The following is a 16,102-nucleotide window of genomic DNA, read 5'->3' on the forward strand; positions in this document are numbered from 1 at the left end:
GTTTATTGCGCGGCCAGTGCCCGGTCGCGGCCGGCCAGCTTGGCCGCATACAGGGCGCTGTCGGCGCGCGTCAGCAAGGCATGGCGGTCAAAGCCGTGGCGCGGATATTCGGCAATGCCCGCTGAAAAGGTACAGCCAGACAGACTGTGCGGCGCCTGCCGTATCTGCAGCCGGCGGTACAGCGCGGCGATCGCATCGACCTTGTGCGAGGCGATCACGCTGTCGGCGTCGCGCAGCAGCAAGCAGAACTCTTCACCGCCATAGCGGCACAGCATGTCGCTGCCGCGCAACTGGCTTTCCACCAGGCGCGCAAACTGGATCAGCACTTCATCGCCGAAGTTATGTCCATAGGTATCGTTGACGCGCTTGAAGAAATCGAGGTCGATCAGCACGATGGCCAGCGGCACCTGTGCCCCCGCCTCCTGCAGGATAGCGTTCAGGCTGTTTTCAAAGTAGCGGCGGTTGTACAAGCCCGTCAGGTGATCGCGCATGGCCTGTTCCTTCAGGCTGTCTTGCAGCGCACTGACATGCAGGATCTGGTGCGCCAGCTCGCGGTTCAGATGTTCCAGCTTGGCATTTTCCGATTCGCGCGCAGCCTGCAGTTCCAGCGCCGTGTCGCGCTCGGCCTTCAGGCTGGACATTTCCTTTTCCAGATTGCGCATCAATATGCGCGAAGCGCGCGCCGACTTGCTGCTGGCCTCGTACGCGGCCTGGTATTGCTGCAGAAAACCATATGCCAGCTGCCACTGCCCCAGGCGGGCATTGATATCGGCCAGTCCCCGCAAGATCTGCTGCTGGTGAAACGGGTTGCGCGTCCAGCTCAGCAAGTCGTGCGCCTGCGTCAGCGAAACGATCGCGCGCGCCGGCTCGCCGCCCTGCAGGTCGAGCTTGCCGCGCACCAGCCAGGCATGCATCTGCTCTTCCAGGTCCTGGCCCTGGCGCGCATAGTCTTCGGCGCGCAGCAGCAATTGCTGGGCCTGTTCTGGCCGCTGCAGCAGGATGGTGGCATGGGCCGCGATGCAAAATAGAAAAGCGCGGATGGCCAGGTCTTCTTCGGGCCACTCATAAAACGGTTCGACCAGCGCCAGCGCTTCGGCCGGCTTGCCGGTGGTGAGCAGGCACATGGCCAGGTTGGCCGAGACGATGGTTTGCTGGTATTTCAGCTTTTGCGTGCCGATGATGTCGAGCGCTTCAACCAGCAGGGGAATGGCGTCTTCATCATTGCCCAGGTCATGCTGCGACGAGGCCAGGTTCGACAGGCTGTTGACGCGGTGGGCGGATGTGCCAAAGCGTTCGGCAATATCGAGCGCCAGCAGGAAGTTGCGCGGCCCTTCCTGCGTATCGCCACGGTTCAGCGCATCGACACCAAGCCGGCCATACAGCATGAATTTATGCAGGGAATCGGGAATCTGCGCGGCCAGCTCGCGCGCCAGCAGGAAATGCTGTTCGGCGATGGCAAACTCGCCGCGCCGGCTGGCATACGCGCCTTGCAAGGTGGCCACACCCATGGCGCCTTCCAGGTCGCCGCACTGCAAAAAATGCGTTTGCGCCATATCGCACGGCGGCTCTGCTTCGCCTGCGTAGTACGCCAGCCAGCAGCGGTTGAGTTCGGCGTAAGCGCTGCCGCGCGCATACTGCCGCTGGCGCGCGGCAGCCAGCGCCATCTGCACCAGCCGCCGCGCCTGGCGGCGATTACCGACCAGGCAAGACAATCCCTGCAAATTCAAGCGGTCTATATCGGCTTTATCGAGACTGGATATCGGCACTGCATCCCCGTTCACATGCTGGTCACGCAAAAAATTGCCCTGCAACAATGGTATCCTCACTAACATCATAACCAGATTCACTGGCATCCATGGCAACTTTGCAAATCATTGTGGTAAAAATGCACGTCACAGCGAACACAAGTGGTAGTGCAGCCATCATCGCTGCGGTTGCCTAACAGATAAAAAAGACTTATTCTCAACAATCGCCAGCCGCCCGCCTGTCCCTATTCATGTCCCCTCGCTTTTTCTCTTCACCTTGCCTGCCAGCATTACGTCTGATGCGGCCAGCCGTGTGCGGACATGACAGGGACGGCACTGCTGGCACGTAAATTTGACGCAACAACTTGGAGTAGTCGCAATGCAAAACACGGTACATTTCATCCTGCAGGGCAAAGGCGGCATCGGCAAGACGCTGGTCTCGACGCTGCTGGCGCAATGGATAGGCGGCAAGGATGGCGCGCCCCTGCGCTGCTACGACACCGACCAGGAGAACGCCACCTTTTCGCGCTACAAGGCAATGAACGTCAAGCATGTGCCGGTGATGACCGATACGCGCAATATCGACCCGAAACGTTTTGACGCGCTGATGATCGATATCCTGGAAGAAGACGGCAACTGCGTGGTCGACAATGGCGCCAATACCTTTTCACCGCTGATGGGCTACCTGCTGGAAAACGATTGCTTTTCGCTGCTGGAAGAATCGGGCCGCAAGGTGTATATCCACACCATCGTGGGCGGCGGCGACACCCTGCACGACACGGCCACCGGCTTTGTCGCCACGGCCCGCTCCACCAATGTGCCGCTGGTGCTATGGCAAAACGAACACTTCGGCCTGCTGCAATCGGCGTCGGGCAAGCAATTCATGGAATCGCAGTCGTATGCCGACAACCGCGCGCGCGTCAAAGGCAGTATTACCTTGAGTCAGCGCAATCCCGACACCTTCGGCGCCGATGTGAAAAAAATGAATACGGCGCGCCTGACGATGCAGGAAGTGCTGTCGAATGAGAAATTCAACATCATGGAAAAACAGCGCATCAAGGTCGTTTACCGCGACATCTTTGAACAACTCGACAAGGTGCAATGGTAGTGGACCAGCATAAACTGCGCAGCCATGTGTTCGACAAGACGGGCATCAAGATCGACGTTGACGACCCGATATTTGCGCTGGTAGCGCTGAACGAAGCCGTGCTGGCCGAAACCGTCACACGCCAGCTGGCCCAGCTTGATGCGGCCACGCAAGCGCTGGCGGCGCAGGCGCGCGCGGCGGGCGGCTTGCCGCCGCTGATAGACGGACCAGCGCCAGCCGCCACGCCCACGTCAACGTCCACGGCCTGGTTCACGCCGCGCGAATGGCGCTTGCTGGGTGCAGCGGCCATCGTTGCCATCAGCTGCTCGCTGCTGGTGCTGTGCGGCGCAGCTATGCTGTACCAGCCTTCCCCCGCATCGCCGGCAACACAAGTAAAAAATACCTCCTCCTAACCCCACCTGGAAGCACGCATGAAATCGATGAAACTGCTGGCCATTCCCGCCCTGATCCTGTCGCTGTACGGCGCCCCGCTCTCGCTCAGCTACGCCGCCGACGCGGCAGCATCCGCCACCGTGGTGCCGAATATTGCTTACGAAAAATACAACCTGCCCAATGGCCTGGAAGTGATCCTGGTGCAAGACCACAAGTTGCCGGTGACCGCCGTCAATATCTGGTACCACGTGGGACCGGCCAATGAAGCGCCTGGCCTGACCGGTTTTGCCCATTTGTTCGAACACATGATGTTTGCCGCTACCAAGCACGTGCCGCGCGGCCTGGCCGACCAGTTGCTCGAAGGCGCGGGCGCCACCGATTCGAATGGCAGCACCGATTTCGACCGCACCAATTATTTCGACACGGTGCCGTCTAACCAGCTGGAACTGGCCCTGTGGGCCCATTCCGACCGCATGGGCTACCTGCTCGACGTGCTCGACCAGACGGCGCTGACCAACCAGCAAGACGTGGTGCGCAACGAACGCCGCCAGAGCGTGGAAAACCGCCCTTACGGCATCGTCGAAGAAGCCTTGTACCACCAGCTGTTTCCCAAGACCCACCCGTATTACGCCAGCGTGATCGGCTCGCACGCCGATATCCAGAACGCCAAACTGGCCGATATCCGCGAATTCTTCACCAAATACTATGGCCCCAACAATGCCAGCCTGGTGATCGCCGGCGACATCGACAAGGCGAAAACCAAGGAACTGGTCAACAAATACTTTGGCAGCTTCAAGAGCGGCCCGCCAGTGGCAAAACCGAATGTGGTGACGCCGCCCATCACGCAGGAACGCCGCATCGTGGTGCAAGACCATGTGGAATTGCCACGCGTCTTCATGGCCTGGCTGACGCCATCGGCCTACCAGCCTGACGATGCAGAGTTGACGATTGCCGCGCAAATCCTGGCCGGCGGCAAGTCCAGCCGCCTGTACAAATCGCTGGTGTACGACAAGCAGATCGCCCAGGACGTGAATGCCAACCAGAGTTCGAATGCCCTGACTTCCGTGTTTTCGGTCGACGTGACGGCCCGCCCCGGCCACAAGCCGGAAGAAATCGAACAAGCGATGAATGCCGAGCTGGAGCAATTGCGGACCAGCGGCCCTACCGAGAAAGAAATCGAGCGGGCCCGCAACGGCATCGAAACGGGCATGCTGGGCCAGGTAGAAAAAGTCGGCAGCAATGCCAATATGATGAACCAGTACAACCAATACACGGGCGACCCTGGCTACCTGGCGAAAGATATCGAGCGCTACCGCAAGGTGACGGCCGCCGGCGTACAGCGCGCCGTCGACACCTACCTGAAAAACCAGGCGCGCGTGGTGGTGTATGGCGTACCCGGCACGCCGGACCTGGGACCGGAAGTGCCAACGCCGGCGCCAGGCAAGGTCAAGTCTGCACCGGGCACGGCGATCAATGCCGATGAAGCCTGGCGCAACAAGGTGCCGGCAGCCGGCCCCGCACCGGCCATCCATTTGCCGCAAGGCAAGTCGTTCACCCTGGCCAATGGCTTGACCGTGATCTACAACAGCAATCCGGGCGTGCCGCTGGTATCGACCCAGTTGGTGATCAAGAGCGGCTCGGGCGCCAATCCGCTGGCCCAGCCGGGCTTGTCCAGCTTCACGGCGCAGTTGCTGCAGGAAGGCACGGCCACGCGCACTGCGCCGCAGATCGCCGATGAAGTGGCGCAACTGGGTGCCTTCCTGGGCACCGGTTCCGGCGTGGATGCCTCGTTCGCCCAGCTGACCTCCTTGAAAGCGACCTTCCCGCAAGCGCTGGACCTGCTGGCCGACGTGGTGCAGCACCCGCAATTCCCGCAAGCCGAAGTCGAACGCCAGCGCGCCAGCCGCATCGGCGAACTGGCGCAGCAGCGCGAAAACGCCGGCGCCGTGGCCGCCCGCGTGGAAGCGGCCGCCCTGTATGGTCCGAAACATCCGTACGGCAATATCCAGCTGGGCACGGAAGCGGCGCTGAAAGCCACCACCCGCGCCGACCTGCAAGCGTTCTGGCAACAGCACTATGTGCCGAACAATGCGGCGCTGATCGTCTCGGGCGATATCAGCGAGGCGGAACTGAAGGCGCTGGCGGAAGCGAAATTTGGCGCCTGGGAAGCCGGTACGGTGGCGCCCTCGGTGCACGCCACGCCGGAAACCACCAAGGCCAGGCTGATTCTGGTCGACAAGCCGGGCGCGCCGCAAACGGCCGTGCGCCTGTCGACGATTGCGGTCGACCGCAAGACGCCTGACTATGCTCCGCTGCAAGTGATGAACGCGGCGCTGGGCGGCTTGTTTACCAGCCGCCTGAGCAACAACTTGCGCGAAGAAAAGGGCTATACCTACGGCGTGCGCTCGCAATTCCAGTACCGCAGCCAGCCAGGTCCATTCTCGATCGCGGCCGGCGTGCGTACCGACGTGACGGGCCCGGCCGTATCGGAAACGTTCAAGGAAATCCGCGCCATGATCGCCAAACCGTTGACGGCCAAGGAGTTGTCGAATGCGCGCAATTCGCAAGTACTGTCCCTGCCGGGCCAGTTCGAAACGAATGCCAGCATCAGCGCCAGCATGGCCAACACCTATATCTACGGCCTGGGCCTGGACTACTACAGCAGCTTGCCGCAGCGCTTTTCCAGCGTGACGGGCAAGCAGGTGCAAGAGGTGGTCAAGAAATATCTGCAGCCTGAAAAGCTGATCGTCATCGGCGTGGGCGACAAGGCGAAAATCGAACCGCAACTGTCCAAGCTGAAACTGGCGCCGGTGGAAGTGCGCGATACGGAAGGTAACGTGAAGTAAATGCTGGGGTCAGACCCGGCGGGTCTGACCCCACTGCTAGCGGCGCGTGAATAAAAGCAGCTTATCAACCAGCGCCGCGATCGCTATACCTACGGTGTAGGCGATCAGGTCAAGCCAGCCGAAGAAAGAACCGAGTACCAGATGCCCCAGGGTGTGCGCGCGGATCGCATTGATCCACGGCGCCTGGTACAACTGGCTGAACTCGACGGCAAAGCAGATCAGCAGCGCCCAGGCTGCCAGCTTCCACGTCAGCAAGCGCGTGGCAACCATGCCCAGCGCAAAGAAGATCATCATGGCCCACAGGGCGTCGCCCGGATATTTGCCCAGCACCTCAGGCACGAAAGAGGGATAAGCACGCGAGGCCAGGCCCAGCGCAATCACGGCCACGGTCGCGCCCACCTGCAGCAGGCGGCGGCGTTCAGGTTTTACCAGGAACATAGTTTCACTTAAAGAGACGTGCCGAACGATTGCGGCGCGTTCCCCTATTGTACTGCGCCTGCCGGGCTTGCCTGGCCTGCCCCGGCTGACTCCCCGGGTGCGTCAAAAGCCACCTGCTCGGCCAGGAAATCAAGCAAGGCACGCACGCGCAGCGGCACTTGTCCGCCCGGCCCCACGAAGACGGCATGGACTTCTTCCTGGTCGCCGGGGTTGTACGCTTCCAGCACGGCTTGCAAGCGGCCCGCCGCGATATCGTCGCGGACCTGGAACTCGGCCAGCCGGGCCAGGCCCAGGCCAGCGAGCACCAGGCGCCGCAAGGCTTCACCATCGCTGGCCTGGACATTGCCCGTCACGGGCACGGTGATGTGCGTGCCGTCGGCCTGCCGCAGCGGCCAGCCCGTTTGGGCCCGCACATAGTTGGCGCCCAGCCGGTTGTGCCGTTCCAGCCCGGCCGGATCGAGCGGCGTGCCGTGGCGCGCCAGGTAGGACGGCGCGGCCACCAGCAGCATGCGCGTCTGGCCCAGCTTGCGCGCCACCAGGCTTGAGCTTTTCAAAGGCCCCGCCCGCACCGCCACATCGGTGCGCTGCTCGAGGATATCGACCACCTCATCGGTCAGCACGATGTCCAGTGTCATTTCGGGATAGCGTTCGAGGAAAGCCGGCACCAGCGGCAACAAAAAATGGTGGCCGAACGGCACGTTGGCATTCACCCTCAAGCGCCCGCGCGGGATACCCTGGATGCCGGCGCAACGCTCCGCCTCGTCGAGGGCGGCCAGCACGCGCACGCCCCGCTCATACAACTCGCAGCCTTCCGGCGTCAGTTTCAGCTGGCGCGTGGAACGGTTCAGCAAACGCGCTCCCAGGCGCTGCTCGAGCCGCGCCACCAGCTTGCTGACAGCCGATGGCGTCATGCCGCAGGCGCGCGCAGCGGCTGAAAATCCACCCAGTTCGATCACCCGCACGAAGATTTCCAGCTCGCCGGAACGGTTCACTTCCAGTCTGGCCATTGTGAATTCAGCTCATAAATGTTCTTAGATGAGACAGTCTAGTACATAAACGGTTTTAAATTCATCATGCGGCATTCTCCACGATGAAGTTGATGCCATGAAACGATTACCCACCCTCGCTGCCAGCGCCCTGCTGGCCTTTACCCTGAGCGGCGCAGCCCACGCCGATCCGGCATCAGGCTGGATTTCCAGCTGGACAGCGAGCCCGCAAGCTGTCTGGGGACAGGATTTCCTGTTTCCCAGCAATGTGCCGGCCACGCTGGATGAACAAACCGTGCGCCAGGTGGCGCGTATCAGCCTGGGCGGCAAGCGCGTGCGCATCGTGCTGTCGAATGCCTATGGCCGCACGCCGTTGACCATCAAGAGCGCAACCGTGGCACTGGCCGGCGAGGCGTCGGCGATAGACCAGGACAGCCTGCGCGCCATCACCTTTGGCGGGCAGGCATCGGCCACCATCGCAGCGGGCGCGCCGCTGGTCAGCGACCCCATCGCCTTGAGCGTGCCCGACCTGGCGCGGCTGACGGTCAGCCTGCACCTGCCGCGACACAGCGAGGTGAGCACCTTTCACTGGGATGGCCGCGCCACGGCCTGGATCGCGCCAGGCGATCAGACCCGCGCTACCCACATCGACGCAGAACAAGCTGGCGTGCATACCACCACCGCACGCCTGGTCCTGAGCGCTATCGAAGTGGAATCCCCGGTAGCGGCACCGGCGGCGGCGCCCGTGGTGGCAGTGATCGGCGATTCGATCACCGATGGCGCCAGCGCCAGCCTGGATACGGATACCCGCTGGCCCGACGTGCTGGCCGCCCGCCTGGCGCCGCATGGGGTGGCCGTCATCAACGCCGGCATTTCCGGCGGCCGGCTGCTGGCTAATGGCATGGGAGACAATGCGCTGGCGCGCTTCGAGCGCGACGTGCTGGCGCAGCCGGGCGTGCGCACCGTCGTCGTATTGATAGGCATCAACGATATCAGCTGGCCCGGCACGGCATTCGAAGCGCACGCCTTGCGCCCCACGCTGGCGGAGTTAATCGCGGGCTACACGCAACTGATTGCGCGGGCGCATAGCCGTGGAGTGCGCGTGATCGGCGCCACCCTGACGCCGTTCGAAGGAGCGCTGCCCGGCACGCCGCTGAGCGACTATTACCAGCCGGGCAAGGATGCGCTGCGCCAGCAACTCAATGCCTGGATACGCGGCAGCGGCAGCTACGATGCGGTGCTGGACTTCGACGCCTGGGCGCGCGATCCGGCGCACCCGCTGCGCCTGCAGGCGACCTATGATTCGGGCGACCATCTGCATCCGGGCGATGCCGGCAACCGGGCGCTGGCCGAGAAAATCGACCTGTCGCTGCTGTTGCCGGCGCTGGCGCTGGCGAAACCTTAATCGCCCAGGCCGGCGTACAGGGCCGTGCTCAGGTAGCGCTCGCCGAACGAAGGGATGATGGTGACGATGGTCTTGCCGGCGTTTTCAGGACGGCGCGCCACTTGCACGGCGGCCCACAGGGCGGCACCCGAGGAAATGCCGACCAGCAAGCCTTCGCTGCTGGCGGCCAGGCGCGCCGTGGCAAACGCGTCGTCATTCTTGACGCAGATCACTTCATCGTAGACCGCCGTGTTCAGAATTTGCGGCACGAAACCGGCGCCGATGCCCTGGATCGGGTGCGGCCCCTTGGTCCCTTTCGACAGCATGGGCGAAGCGTCCGGCTCCACGGCAATCACTTGCAGTCCGGGCTTGCGTTCCTTCAACACTTCGCCCACACCGGTGATGGTGCCGCCCGTGCCCACGCCGGCCACGATGATGTCTACTTGCCCATCCGTGTCGCGCCAGATTTCCTCGGCCGTCGTCTGGCGGTGGATGGCAGGATTGGCGGGGTTGTTGAATTGCTGCAGCATCAAATAGCGCGGGTCGGTGGCCGCCAGTTCCTCCGCCTTGCGGATGGCGCCCAGCATGCCTTCGCTGCCTGGCGTCAATATCAGCTCGGCGCCATAGGCGCGCAGCAAGATGCGCCGTTCGCGGCTCATGGTGTCGGGCATGACCAGGGTGCAGCGGTAGCCGCGCGCCGCGCAGACCATCGCCAGCGCAATGCCGGTGTTGCCGCTGGTCGGTTCCACGATGATGGTGTCGGGATGAATCTTGCCTGCGCTTTCGGCGGCCGCAATCATGGACAGGCCGATGCGGTCTTTGACGCTGTGGGCGGGATTATGGAATTCGAGCTTGGCCAGGATGGTGGCCACACTGCCGTCGGCGATGCGGTTGATGCGCACCAGGGGGGTGTTACCGATCAGTTCAGTAACGTTGTTCGCGATTTTCATGAGGGGTCTCCACTGCAATGCCAGAAGACCCCAGTCTACCCTTTTTGGCGGCTGCGCAACAATACGCCTCCGCCCAATGGTCAATTACTTCACATCAAGCAATTCGACATCGAAAATCAATGCCGAGTTTGGCGGAATATCGCCATTGCCAGCGCCGCGTGGACCGTAAGCGAGTTCGCCAGGAATGATCAGGGTGCGCTTGCCACCCACTTTCATGCCAGCCACGCCTTGATCCCAGCCCTTGATGACCATGCCCTTGCCCAGCGGGAAATCAAACGGGCCACGGCCGACAGAGCTGTCGAACTGCTTGCCGCGCGAGTTTTTCGCCAGCGGACGGTACAGCCAGCCCGTGTAGTGCACGGTCACGTTATTACCGGCAGCGGCTTCCTTGCCCGTACCGACCTTGTTGTCGATGATGATCAACTTATCGGCAGCAGGGCCAGGGCTCAGCGAGACTGCCGAAGCAGGTACGGGAGCCGGTACAGCGACCTGCGCCTGCGCCAGCGACGCGGCGACGGAGCAGATCAGGGCAAACAAAACGGAGCTACGCGTCATGATGTATTCTTTCTATGAGTTTCGATAAGTGCCTGCCATGCCAAGCGGGCAGGCAATCCACGAATAATAGCAAACCGCCGCGACGATAGGCTTAAGAACGCCTATCAAAACCTACTGCGCTGCAGGCTGGCGTAAGGTTTTCAGCACGTGGGATGCGGCCACCATGCCGAAGCTGGCCGTGACCACCACACTGGAACCAAAACCGGCGCAGTTCAGGCCCGTCACGCCGGCGCCCGCACTATTGATGCTGCCATCGATGTCGCAGGCGTCAAGGTTCTCTGGTGTCGTCAGTGGTTCCATGGAAAACACGGCGTCGACATTGAACTTGTTTTTCACGCCGCGAGGGAAACCATATTCCGTGCGCAACAGCTTGCGCACACGCTTGAGCAAGGGTTCCTGTTCCGTCTTCGACAGGTCGCGCACGGCGATCAGGGTCGGGTCCGTCTGCCCGCCAGCACTGCCGATGCTCAGCATGGGCAGATTGCGTGCACGGCAATACGCGATCAGTGCCGCCTTGGCCTTGGCATTATCGATGGCGTCGACCACGTAATCGAAGTCGCGGCCACCCAGCAGTTGCTCCAGGTTATCAGGTGCGATGAAATCCTCGACCTCGGTCACCTGACAAAACGGATTGATCAGCGCGATGCGTTCGGCCAGCGCCGTGATCTTGGCCTGGCCGATGGTGTCGCTCATGGCCTGGATCTGGCGGTTGATATTCGATTCGGCAACATTATCCAGGTCGATCAGGGTCAGCCGGCCCACGGCGCTGCGCGCCAGCGCTTCGACGATCCACGAGCCGACGCCACCGACGCCGATCACGCACACATGCGCCGCGCGGAAACGGGCCAGCGCCGGTGGACCATACAGGCGCGCGATGCCGCCAAAACGGCGGTCAAAATCGATCTCGGTCAAGTCCGGGGAAATAAGTTCATTGGTAGAAGTATGCATACCGCCATTTTAACGGACACGGCGATGGCAAGTATTCTAAAATAGGCCCAGCATCTGGCGACTTGCCTGCATTGTCGCCGCGCCCCAACACTGCCCACCAAGAGAACCTACGCCATGACCGCGCCCCTGTTCGACACCGTTCCCGGCTTTGACCAGCCAATTGCCGTCCTCAAGCATTGCCACGACAAGATCCGAAAGCAGCTGAGCACCTTGCAAAACCTGCTCGTCCATTTATTGCAACAAGGCAATACGACCGAAGCGCAGCAGGCAGCCAAGGCCGTGTTGCAATATTTCGATAAAGCCGCCCATTTGCATCACGATGATGAAGAACAAGACTTGATGCCGATGCTGCAAGCGACGGCGATTGGCGACGACGCCGCCTTGCTGCAAACCCTGGTGCCGGAAATCCTGGCCGACCACCAGCGCATGGATGCTGCCTGGGCCACCTTGCGCCCGGAACTGGACACCATTGCCGCAGGTACCGGCAAGCAATTATCGGCCCATGGCGTGCGCGACTACGTAGCCGCTTACCAGGCCCATATGGCCAAGGAAGAAAGCCAGCTGGCGCCGATGGCCAAGCGTTTGTTCAGCGCGCAGCAGATGGCGCAATTGGGCACGGCCATGCAGCGCCGCCGCGGCATCGCGCCCGAGGTAGCCGAAGCACCCGACGCCGCCGCCTTGCTCGCTGCCATGCGCACCGATTACGCGCATTCCAGCCTCAGCGAGTCCGATGTGCTGGCCGATCCCATCGCCCAGTTCCAGAAGTGGTTCGGCGAAGCCGTCAATGCGCAAGTGGGCGAACCAAACGCCATGAGCCTGGCCACCGTCACGCCTGACGGCAAGCCCAGCTCGCGCATCGTGCTAATCAAGCAATTCGATGAGCGCGGTTTCACCTGGTACACGAATTACGATAGTGACAAGGGCCAGCAACTGGCGCATAACCCGCATGCGGCCCTGCTGTTCTTTTGGCGCGAACTGGAGCGCCAGGTACGCATCGAAGGCACGGTGGTAAAAACCACGGCCGCCGAGAGCGACGAGTATTTCAATGTGCGCCCCCTGCTCAGCCGCCTGTCAGCAATTGCCTCGCAGCAAAGCGCGCCGATCAGCGACCGCGCCACGCTGGAAGCCAATTACGCAGCAGTGGCGGCTGCCGTCGGCGAGGAAGCCCACCCGCCACGCCCTGAGCACTGGGGCGGCTACCGTTTGCAGCCAGAACGCATTGAATTCTGGCAAGGCCGGCGCTCGCGCTTCCACGACCGTATCGTGTTTACACGTGATGCCGAGGGGCAATGGAATATGCAACGTTTGCAACCTTAGCAGAAACGATACACGGGGCGCGCAGCAAGCAAGGCAATATAGGTGTAGGCTATCACGGTAGAGTGTTAATAACATGTTGCTCAATTTGCGGCCGTTACGACGGCCGCGGCATTGGAGGCCATTTTGTTTGTACAAAACCAACTCAAGTCCTGGATTGCCGGCATGCGCAGCAAGACTGCCTTGCCACTGCGTATAGAACTGTGGAACGGTCAGCACATCGACCTGTCCAGCGAAGCGCCCCGCGTCACCATCCGCCTGCCGACGGTGGCATCGGCCCGCTACCTGCTCAATCCCTCGCTGGCCAACCTGGGCTCGGCTTATGTGGAGGGCAATATCGAAGTCAAGGGCTCGGCCAGCGACATGATTTCGATCGGCAATGCGCTGGCCCGCAATACCCTCAAGCAGGAAGGCAAGCTGGCGCGCATCGTGCGCAGCTTTACCCACGACAAGCGCAAGGATGCCGAGGCCATCCGCTATCACTACGATGTGTCCAACGCGTTCTACCAGCAATTCCTCGATCCCGCCCTCGTGTATTCCTGCGCCTACTTTGAAAACGGCGATGAAACCCTGGAACAGGCGCAAGTCAAGAAGATCGACCATATCCTGCGCAAGATCCAGTTGCAGCAGGGCCAGACCTTGCTCGATATCGGCTGCGGCTGGGGCGCGCTGGTGATCCGGGCAGCGCAGCAATATGGCGCCCGCTGCGTGGGTGTGACCCTGTCGGAAAACCAGTTTGCACTGGCACGCGAAAGAGTCGCGGCAGCCGGCCTGGAACACCTGATTGAAATCCGCCTGCAAGACTACCGCGACGTGACGGGCCAGTTCGACCGCATCACCAGCGTAGGCATGTTTGAACACGTGGGCCTGAAACATTTACCTGACTATTTCGGCATCATCAACAAACTGCTGGCGCCGGACGGCATGGCGATGAACCACGGCATCACCTCGACTGATCCCGACAATGGCGAAACGCCATACGGCGGCGGTGAATTCATCGAAAAATATGTGTTTCCGCACGGTGAACTGGCGCATATCGGCAATGTGCTGAAAACCATGCAGCAAGGGGGGCTGGAGGTGCTGGACGTGGAAAACCTGCGCCGCCACTACGCGCGCACCTGCCAATTGTGGACGGAGAACTTCGAAGCCAACGCCGAGCAGATCCGTCCGCTGGCCGGCGAACGGCGCTTCCGTATCTGGCATGTGTACCTGGCCGGTTGCAGCTACGCGTTTGAACAGGATCTGATCAGCCTGTATCAAATCGTCTGCGTGAAGGCCGGGCGGCGCTCTTCCAGCCTGCCATGGTCGCGCAACTATATGTACCCGGACAAGCCGGCACAGGCAATGCCGGCGCTGGCTAATTGAAGCGTATGGATGCCTGATGCACGCGTCGGGTATCCAATTTATTTCAGCCGGTTCGCATGCATGGCGTAAAACTTTTCCAGCTTGGCCGCCACCACGCAGGCGCAATAGCTCTGCAAGGGATGGCGCTCGAAATAACGCTGATGCTCCTCCTCGGCCTTGAAGTAAGGCTGGGCGGGCGATAACTCGGTAACGATGGGGGCATCCCACACATTGGCCATCTCGGCGATCACCTTGTGCGCCACTTTTTCCTGCTCGGCTGACTGGAAATAAATCACGGAACGGTATTGTGTCCCCACATCGTTGCCCTGGCGGTTCAGGGTGGTGGGATCGTGGATGGTAAAAAACATTTCCAGCAAGTCGTGGTAGCTGATGATAGCTGGATCGAATTCCAGGCGCACTACTTCCGCGTGCCCCGTGTCGCCGGCGCGCACTTGCGCATAGGTGGGAGCGGCCACCGTGCCGCCCGTGTAACCGGACTCGACATGCGTGACGCCGCGTACTTCCAGGAACACCGCTTCCAGGCACCAGAAGCAGCCACCGCCCAGTAGCGCGACTTCCGTCCGTGCATTCATGATGCTCTCCCGCAAATTTACGTCGAAGCAAAACAATGAGGGCAATGTAGTGCAATCACCCTGGCTGTTACACCACTGTAACGCAAAGCGGCATACGCTGCATTGCCGCTTGAAACGGAGCGCCTGAGGCACCATTTACAGGGCCTGCCAGCCATGATTGCGCTGGCCGTGCCGATTTTTGGCATAATGTCAGCAAACAGACAGGTCACCCATGAACACACGCTCTCCCCGCGCACCAGCGCAAACATTCGATACGACGCATTTCCGCCAAGCATTGTCGCAGTTTGCCACCGGCGTCACGGTGATCACCACGCGCCTGGCCGATGGCAGTTTCCGCGGCCTCACGGCCAGCTCCTTCAATTCCGTCTCGCTATCGCCGCCGCTGGTGCTGTGGAGCCTGGGTTCGGTCGCCAACAGCATGCCCATCTTCAGCGGCAATTCCCATTATGTGATCAATGTACTGGGCGCCGACCAGGCAGAGCTGGCGCAGCGTTTCGCCCGCCGCACGCCGAACCCGTTCGACGGTGTCGAGTACGAGCTGTCGCGCACGGGCCAGCCCATCCTGAAAGGCGCATCGGCCTGGTTCGAATGCCACAACCGCAGCCGCTACCCGGAAGGCGACCATGTGATTTTCGTGGGCGAAGTGGAAGAATGTGCCTCTAACCCGCAAGCGCCGCTGATCTTCCACAACGGCCAGTTCAATACGCCGCCAGCCTGATCCTGCCGGGACAAAAAAAAATCCGCCAAGGCGGATTTTTTTATGGCTAGGCCAATTAGAACTTGTAACCGATACCGACGCTGACTGCCAGCGGATTGAGCTTGATCTCCTGCGTCTGGCCCGTGGTGAAATGGGCGGTGGTTTTCAGCGGCGTCTTGACTACGGCAACGTCGGCAAACCAGCGCTCATTGAAGGCCCAGGTTGCGCCCACCTGGAAGCTGACCGTCAATTTATTGTCCAGCTTGTAAGTCTCACCCGAGCCACCCGTATTGAGCAAGGCGGTCATCTGGCCGGAACCGGTTTCCTTTTGGAAATAGGCATACGTGAGGCCGACGCCAGCGTACGGACGTATCATCGCATTAGGCTGGAAGAAACGGTATTGGATGAACGCGGTCGGTGGCAAGACTTCGGCAGAACCCAGCTTGCCGGTACCGGAGATCGCGCCAGCGCCGATCAGGTCATGCTTATACGGTACGCCCAGGTCCAGTTCAGCCGAAACATTATCGGTCAGCATGTAGGCAAAGGTGAAGATAGGCTTGGTATCGGATTTGACATCCGCCTTGGTGCCTGGCAATGCCGGCGCCGACAGATCGCCACTGTCGACTTTCGGTGTAATCTTGTTCAGTCCGATCTTGGCCGTCCAGGTACCTGCGCTTTGCGCCGATGCGCCCGACGCCGCCGCCATCGCGGCAGCCAGCGCCACCACTTTTAATGCACTGTTCAAACGAATTTTCATTATGTCTCCTGATTCATTATGTCCGGGATTACCCGTGAGTACTCTTTAGCGTGGGACCGGCATGC

Annotated in this window: 15 protein-coding genes; 7 read left to right on the forward strand and 8 right to left on the reverse strand. The window is 61.3% G+C overall.

The window, feature by feature from the left end; genetic code table 11:
* Positions 1–2 precede the first annotated feature (2 nt).
* The gene (locus tag HDE75_RS09635) at positions 3–1,766 is read right to left on the reverse strand and encodes a GGDEF domain-containing protein (RefSeq protein WP_311735088.1); all 1,764 of its coding nucleotides are present in this window, start codon (positions 1,764–1,766) and stop codon (positions 3–5) included.
* 358 nt (positions 1,767–2,124) lie between these two features.
* On the opposite strand from HDE75_RS09635, the gene HDE75_RS09640 reads away from it, so the two are divergent.
* From HDE75_RS09640 to HDE75_RS09650, 3 genes are read left to right on the forward strand one after another with little or no spacing between them, the layout of a single operon-like run.
* Positions 2,125–2,853: a P-loop NTPase family protein gene (locus tag HDE75_RS09640; protein WP_183674461.1), complete on the forward strand. Its 729-nt coding sequence runs from the start codon at positions 2,125–2,127 to the stop codon at positions 2,851–2,853.
* The gene (locus HDE75_RS09645; protein ID WP_183674458.1) at positions 2,853–3,245 is read left to right on the forward strand and encodes a hypothetical protein; all 393 of its coding nucleotides are present in this window, start codon (positions 2,853–2,855) and stop codon (positions 3,243–3,245) included. Before HDE75_RS09640 ends, HDE75_RS09645 begins: the two co-directional genes overlap by 1 nt.
* 18 nt (positions 3,246–3,263) lie before the next feature.
* On the forward strand, positions 3,264–6,071 hold the full coding sequence (locus HDE75_RS09650; protein WP_183674456.1) for a M16 family metallopeptidase: 2,808 nt from the start codon (positions 3,264–3,266) through the stop codon (positions 6,069–6,071).
* A 36-nt stretch (positions 6,072–6,107) separates the two neighbouring features.
* Here the strand turns inward: HDE75_RS09650 and HDE75_RS09655 are convergent, their stop codons facing one another.
* Together HDE75_RS09655 and HDE75_RS09660 are read right to left on the reverse strand one after the other, a co-directional pair.
* Positions 6,108–6,509 (reverse strand): ribosomal maturation YjgA family protein, encoded by a 402-nt coding sequence (locus HDE75_RS09655; RefSeq protein ID WP_183674453.1) that lies wholly within the window; start codon positions 6,507–6,509, stop codon positions 6,108–6,110.
* Positions 6,510–6,553: 44 nt separating this feature from the next.
* Complete coding sequence (locus tag HDE75_RS09660; RefSeq protein ID WP_183674450.1) at positions 6,554–7,516, reverse strand: LysR family transcriptional regulator; 963 nt, start codon at positions 7,514–7,516, stop codon at positions 6,554–6,556.
* 97 nt (positions 7,517–7,613) lie between these two features.
* Here HDE75_RS09660 and HDE75_RS09665 point away from each other — a divergent pair, with 97 nt between their 5' ends.
* Positions 7,614–8,900 (forward strand): SGNH/GDSL hydrolase family protein, encoded by a 1,287-nt coding sequence (locus HDE75_RS09665; RefSeq protein WP_183674447.1) that lies wholly within the window; start codon positions 7,614–7,616, stop codon positions 8,898–8,900.
* Here HDE75_RS09665 and cysK read toward each other — a convergent pair.
* From cysK to HDE75_RS09680, 3 genes are all read right to left on the reverse strand, one after another.
* A complete protein-coding gene (gene cysK, locus HDE75_RS09670) occupies positions 8,897–9,829 on the reverse strand; it encodes a cysteine synthase A (protein ID WP_183674444.1) in 933 nt (310 codons plus the stop codon). The two genes, HDE75_RS09665 and cysK, sit on opposite strands and share 4 nt — an antisense overlap.
* 84 nt (positions 9,830–9,913) lie before the next feature.
* Complete coding sequence (locus HDE75_RS09675; RefSeq protein WP_183674441.1) at positions 9,914–10,384, reverse strand: FKBP-type peptidyl-prolyl cis-trans isomerase; 471 nt, start codon at positions 10,382–10,384, stop codon at positions 9,914–9,916.
* A gap of 111 nt (positions 10,385–10,495) precedes the next feature.
* Positions 10,496–11,332, reverse strand: a complete 837-nt coding sequence (locus tag HDE75_RS09680; RefSeq protein ID WP_183674438.1) for a tRNA threonylcarbamoyladenosine dehydratase — start codon at positions 11,330–11,332, stop codon at positions 10,496–10,498.
* A gap of 114 nt (positions 11,333–11,446) precedes the next feature.
* Between HDE75_RS09680 and pdxH the strand changes: the two genes are divergently transcribed.
* Positions 11,447–12,649 (forward strand): pyridoxamine 5'-phosphate oxidase, encoded by a 1,203-nt coding sequence (gene pdxH / locus HDE75_RS09685; protein ID WP_183674435.1) that lies wholly within the window; start codon positions 11,447–11,449, stop codon positions 12,647–12,649.
* Between the two features lie 162 nt (positions 12,650–12,811).
* Positions 12,812–14,011 carry a class I SAM-dependent methyltransferase gene (locus HDE75_RS09690; RefSeq protein ID WP_409254904.1) on the forward strand — a complete coding sequence of 400 codons (1,200 nt, stop codon included), beginning with the start codon at positions 12,812–12,814 and terminating at the stop codon, positions 14,009–14,011.
* A 38-nt stretch (positions 14,012–14,049) separates the two neighbouring features.
* Here the strand turns inward: HDE75_RS09690 and msrA are convergent, their stop codons facing one another.
* Positions 14,050–14,583: a peptide-methionine (S)-S-oxide reductase MsrA gene (gene msrA / locus HDE75_RS09695; RefSeq protein WP_183674429.1), complete on the reverse strand. Its 534-nt coding sequence runs from the start codon at positions 14,581–14,583 to the stop codon at positions 14,050–14,052.
* A gap of 211 nt (positions 14,584–14,794) precedes the next feature.
* On the opposite strand from msrA, the gene HDE75_RS09700 reads away from it, so the two are divergent.
* Entirely contained in the window at positions 14,795–15,301 is a 507-nt protein-coding gene (locus tag HDE75_RS09700) for a flavin reductase family protein (RefSeq protein WP_183674426.1), read from the forward strand.
* A gap of 55 nt (positions 15,302–15,356) precedes the next feature.
* Here HDE75_RS09700 and HDE75_RS09705 read toward each other — a convergent pair whose 3' ends face one another.
* Positions 15,357–16,037, reverse strand: a complete 681-nt coding sequence (locus tag HDE75_RS09705) for an OmpW/AlkL family protein (protein WP_183674423.1) — start codon at positions 16,035–16,037, stop codon at positions 15,357–15,359.
* Between the last annotated feature and the right edge of the window lie 65 nt (positions 16,038–16,102).

Origin of the sequence: Janthinobacterium silvisoli (assembly GCF_014200725.1) — a bacterium.
Lineage (GTDB): Bacteria > Pseudomonadota > Gammaproteobacteria > Burkholderiales > Burkholderiaceae_D > Janthinobacterium.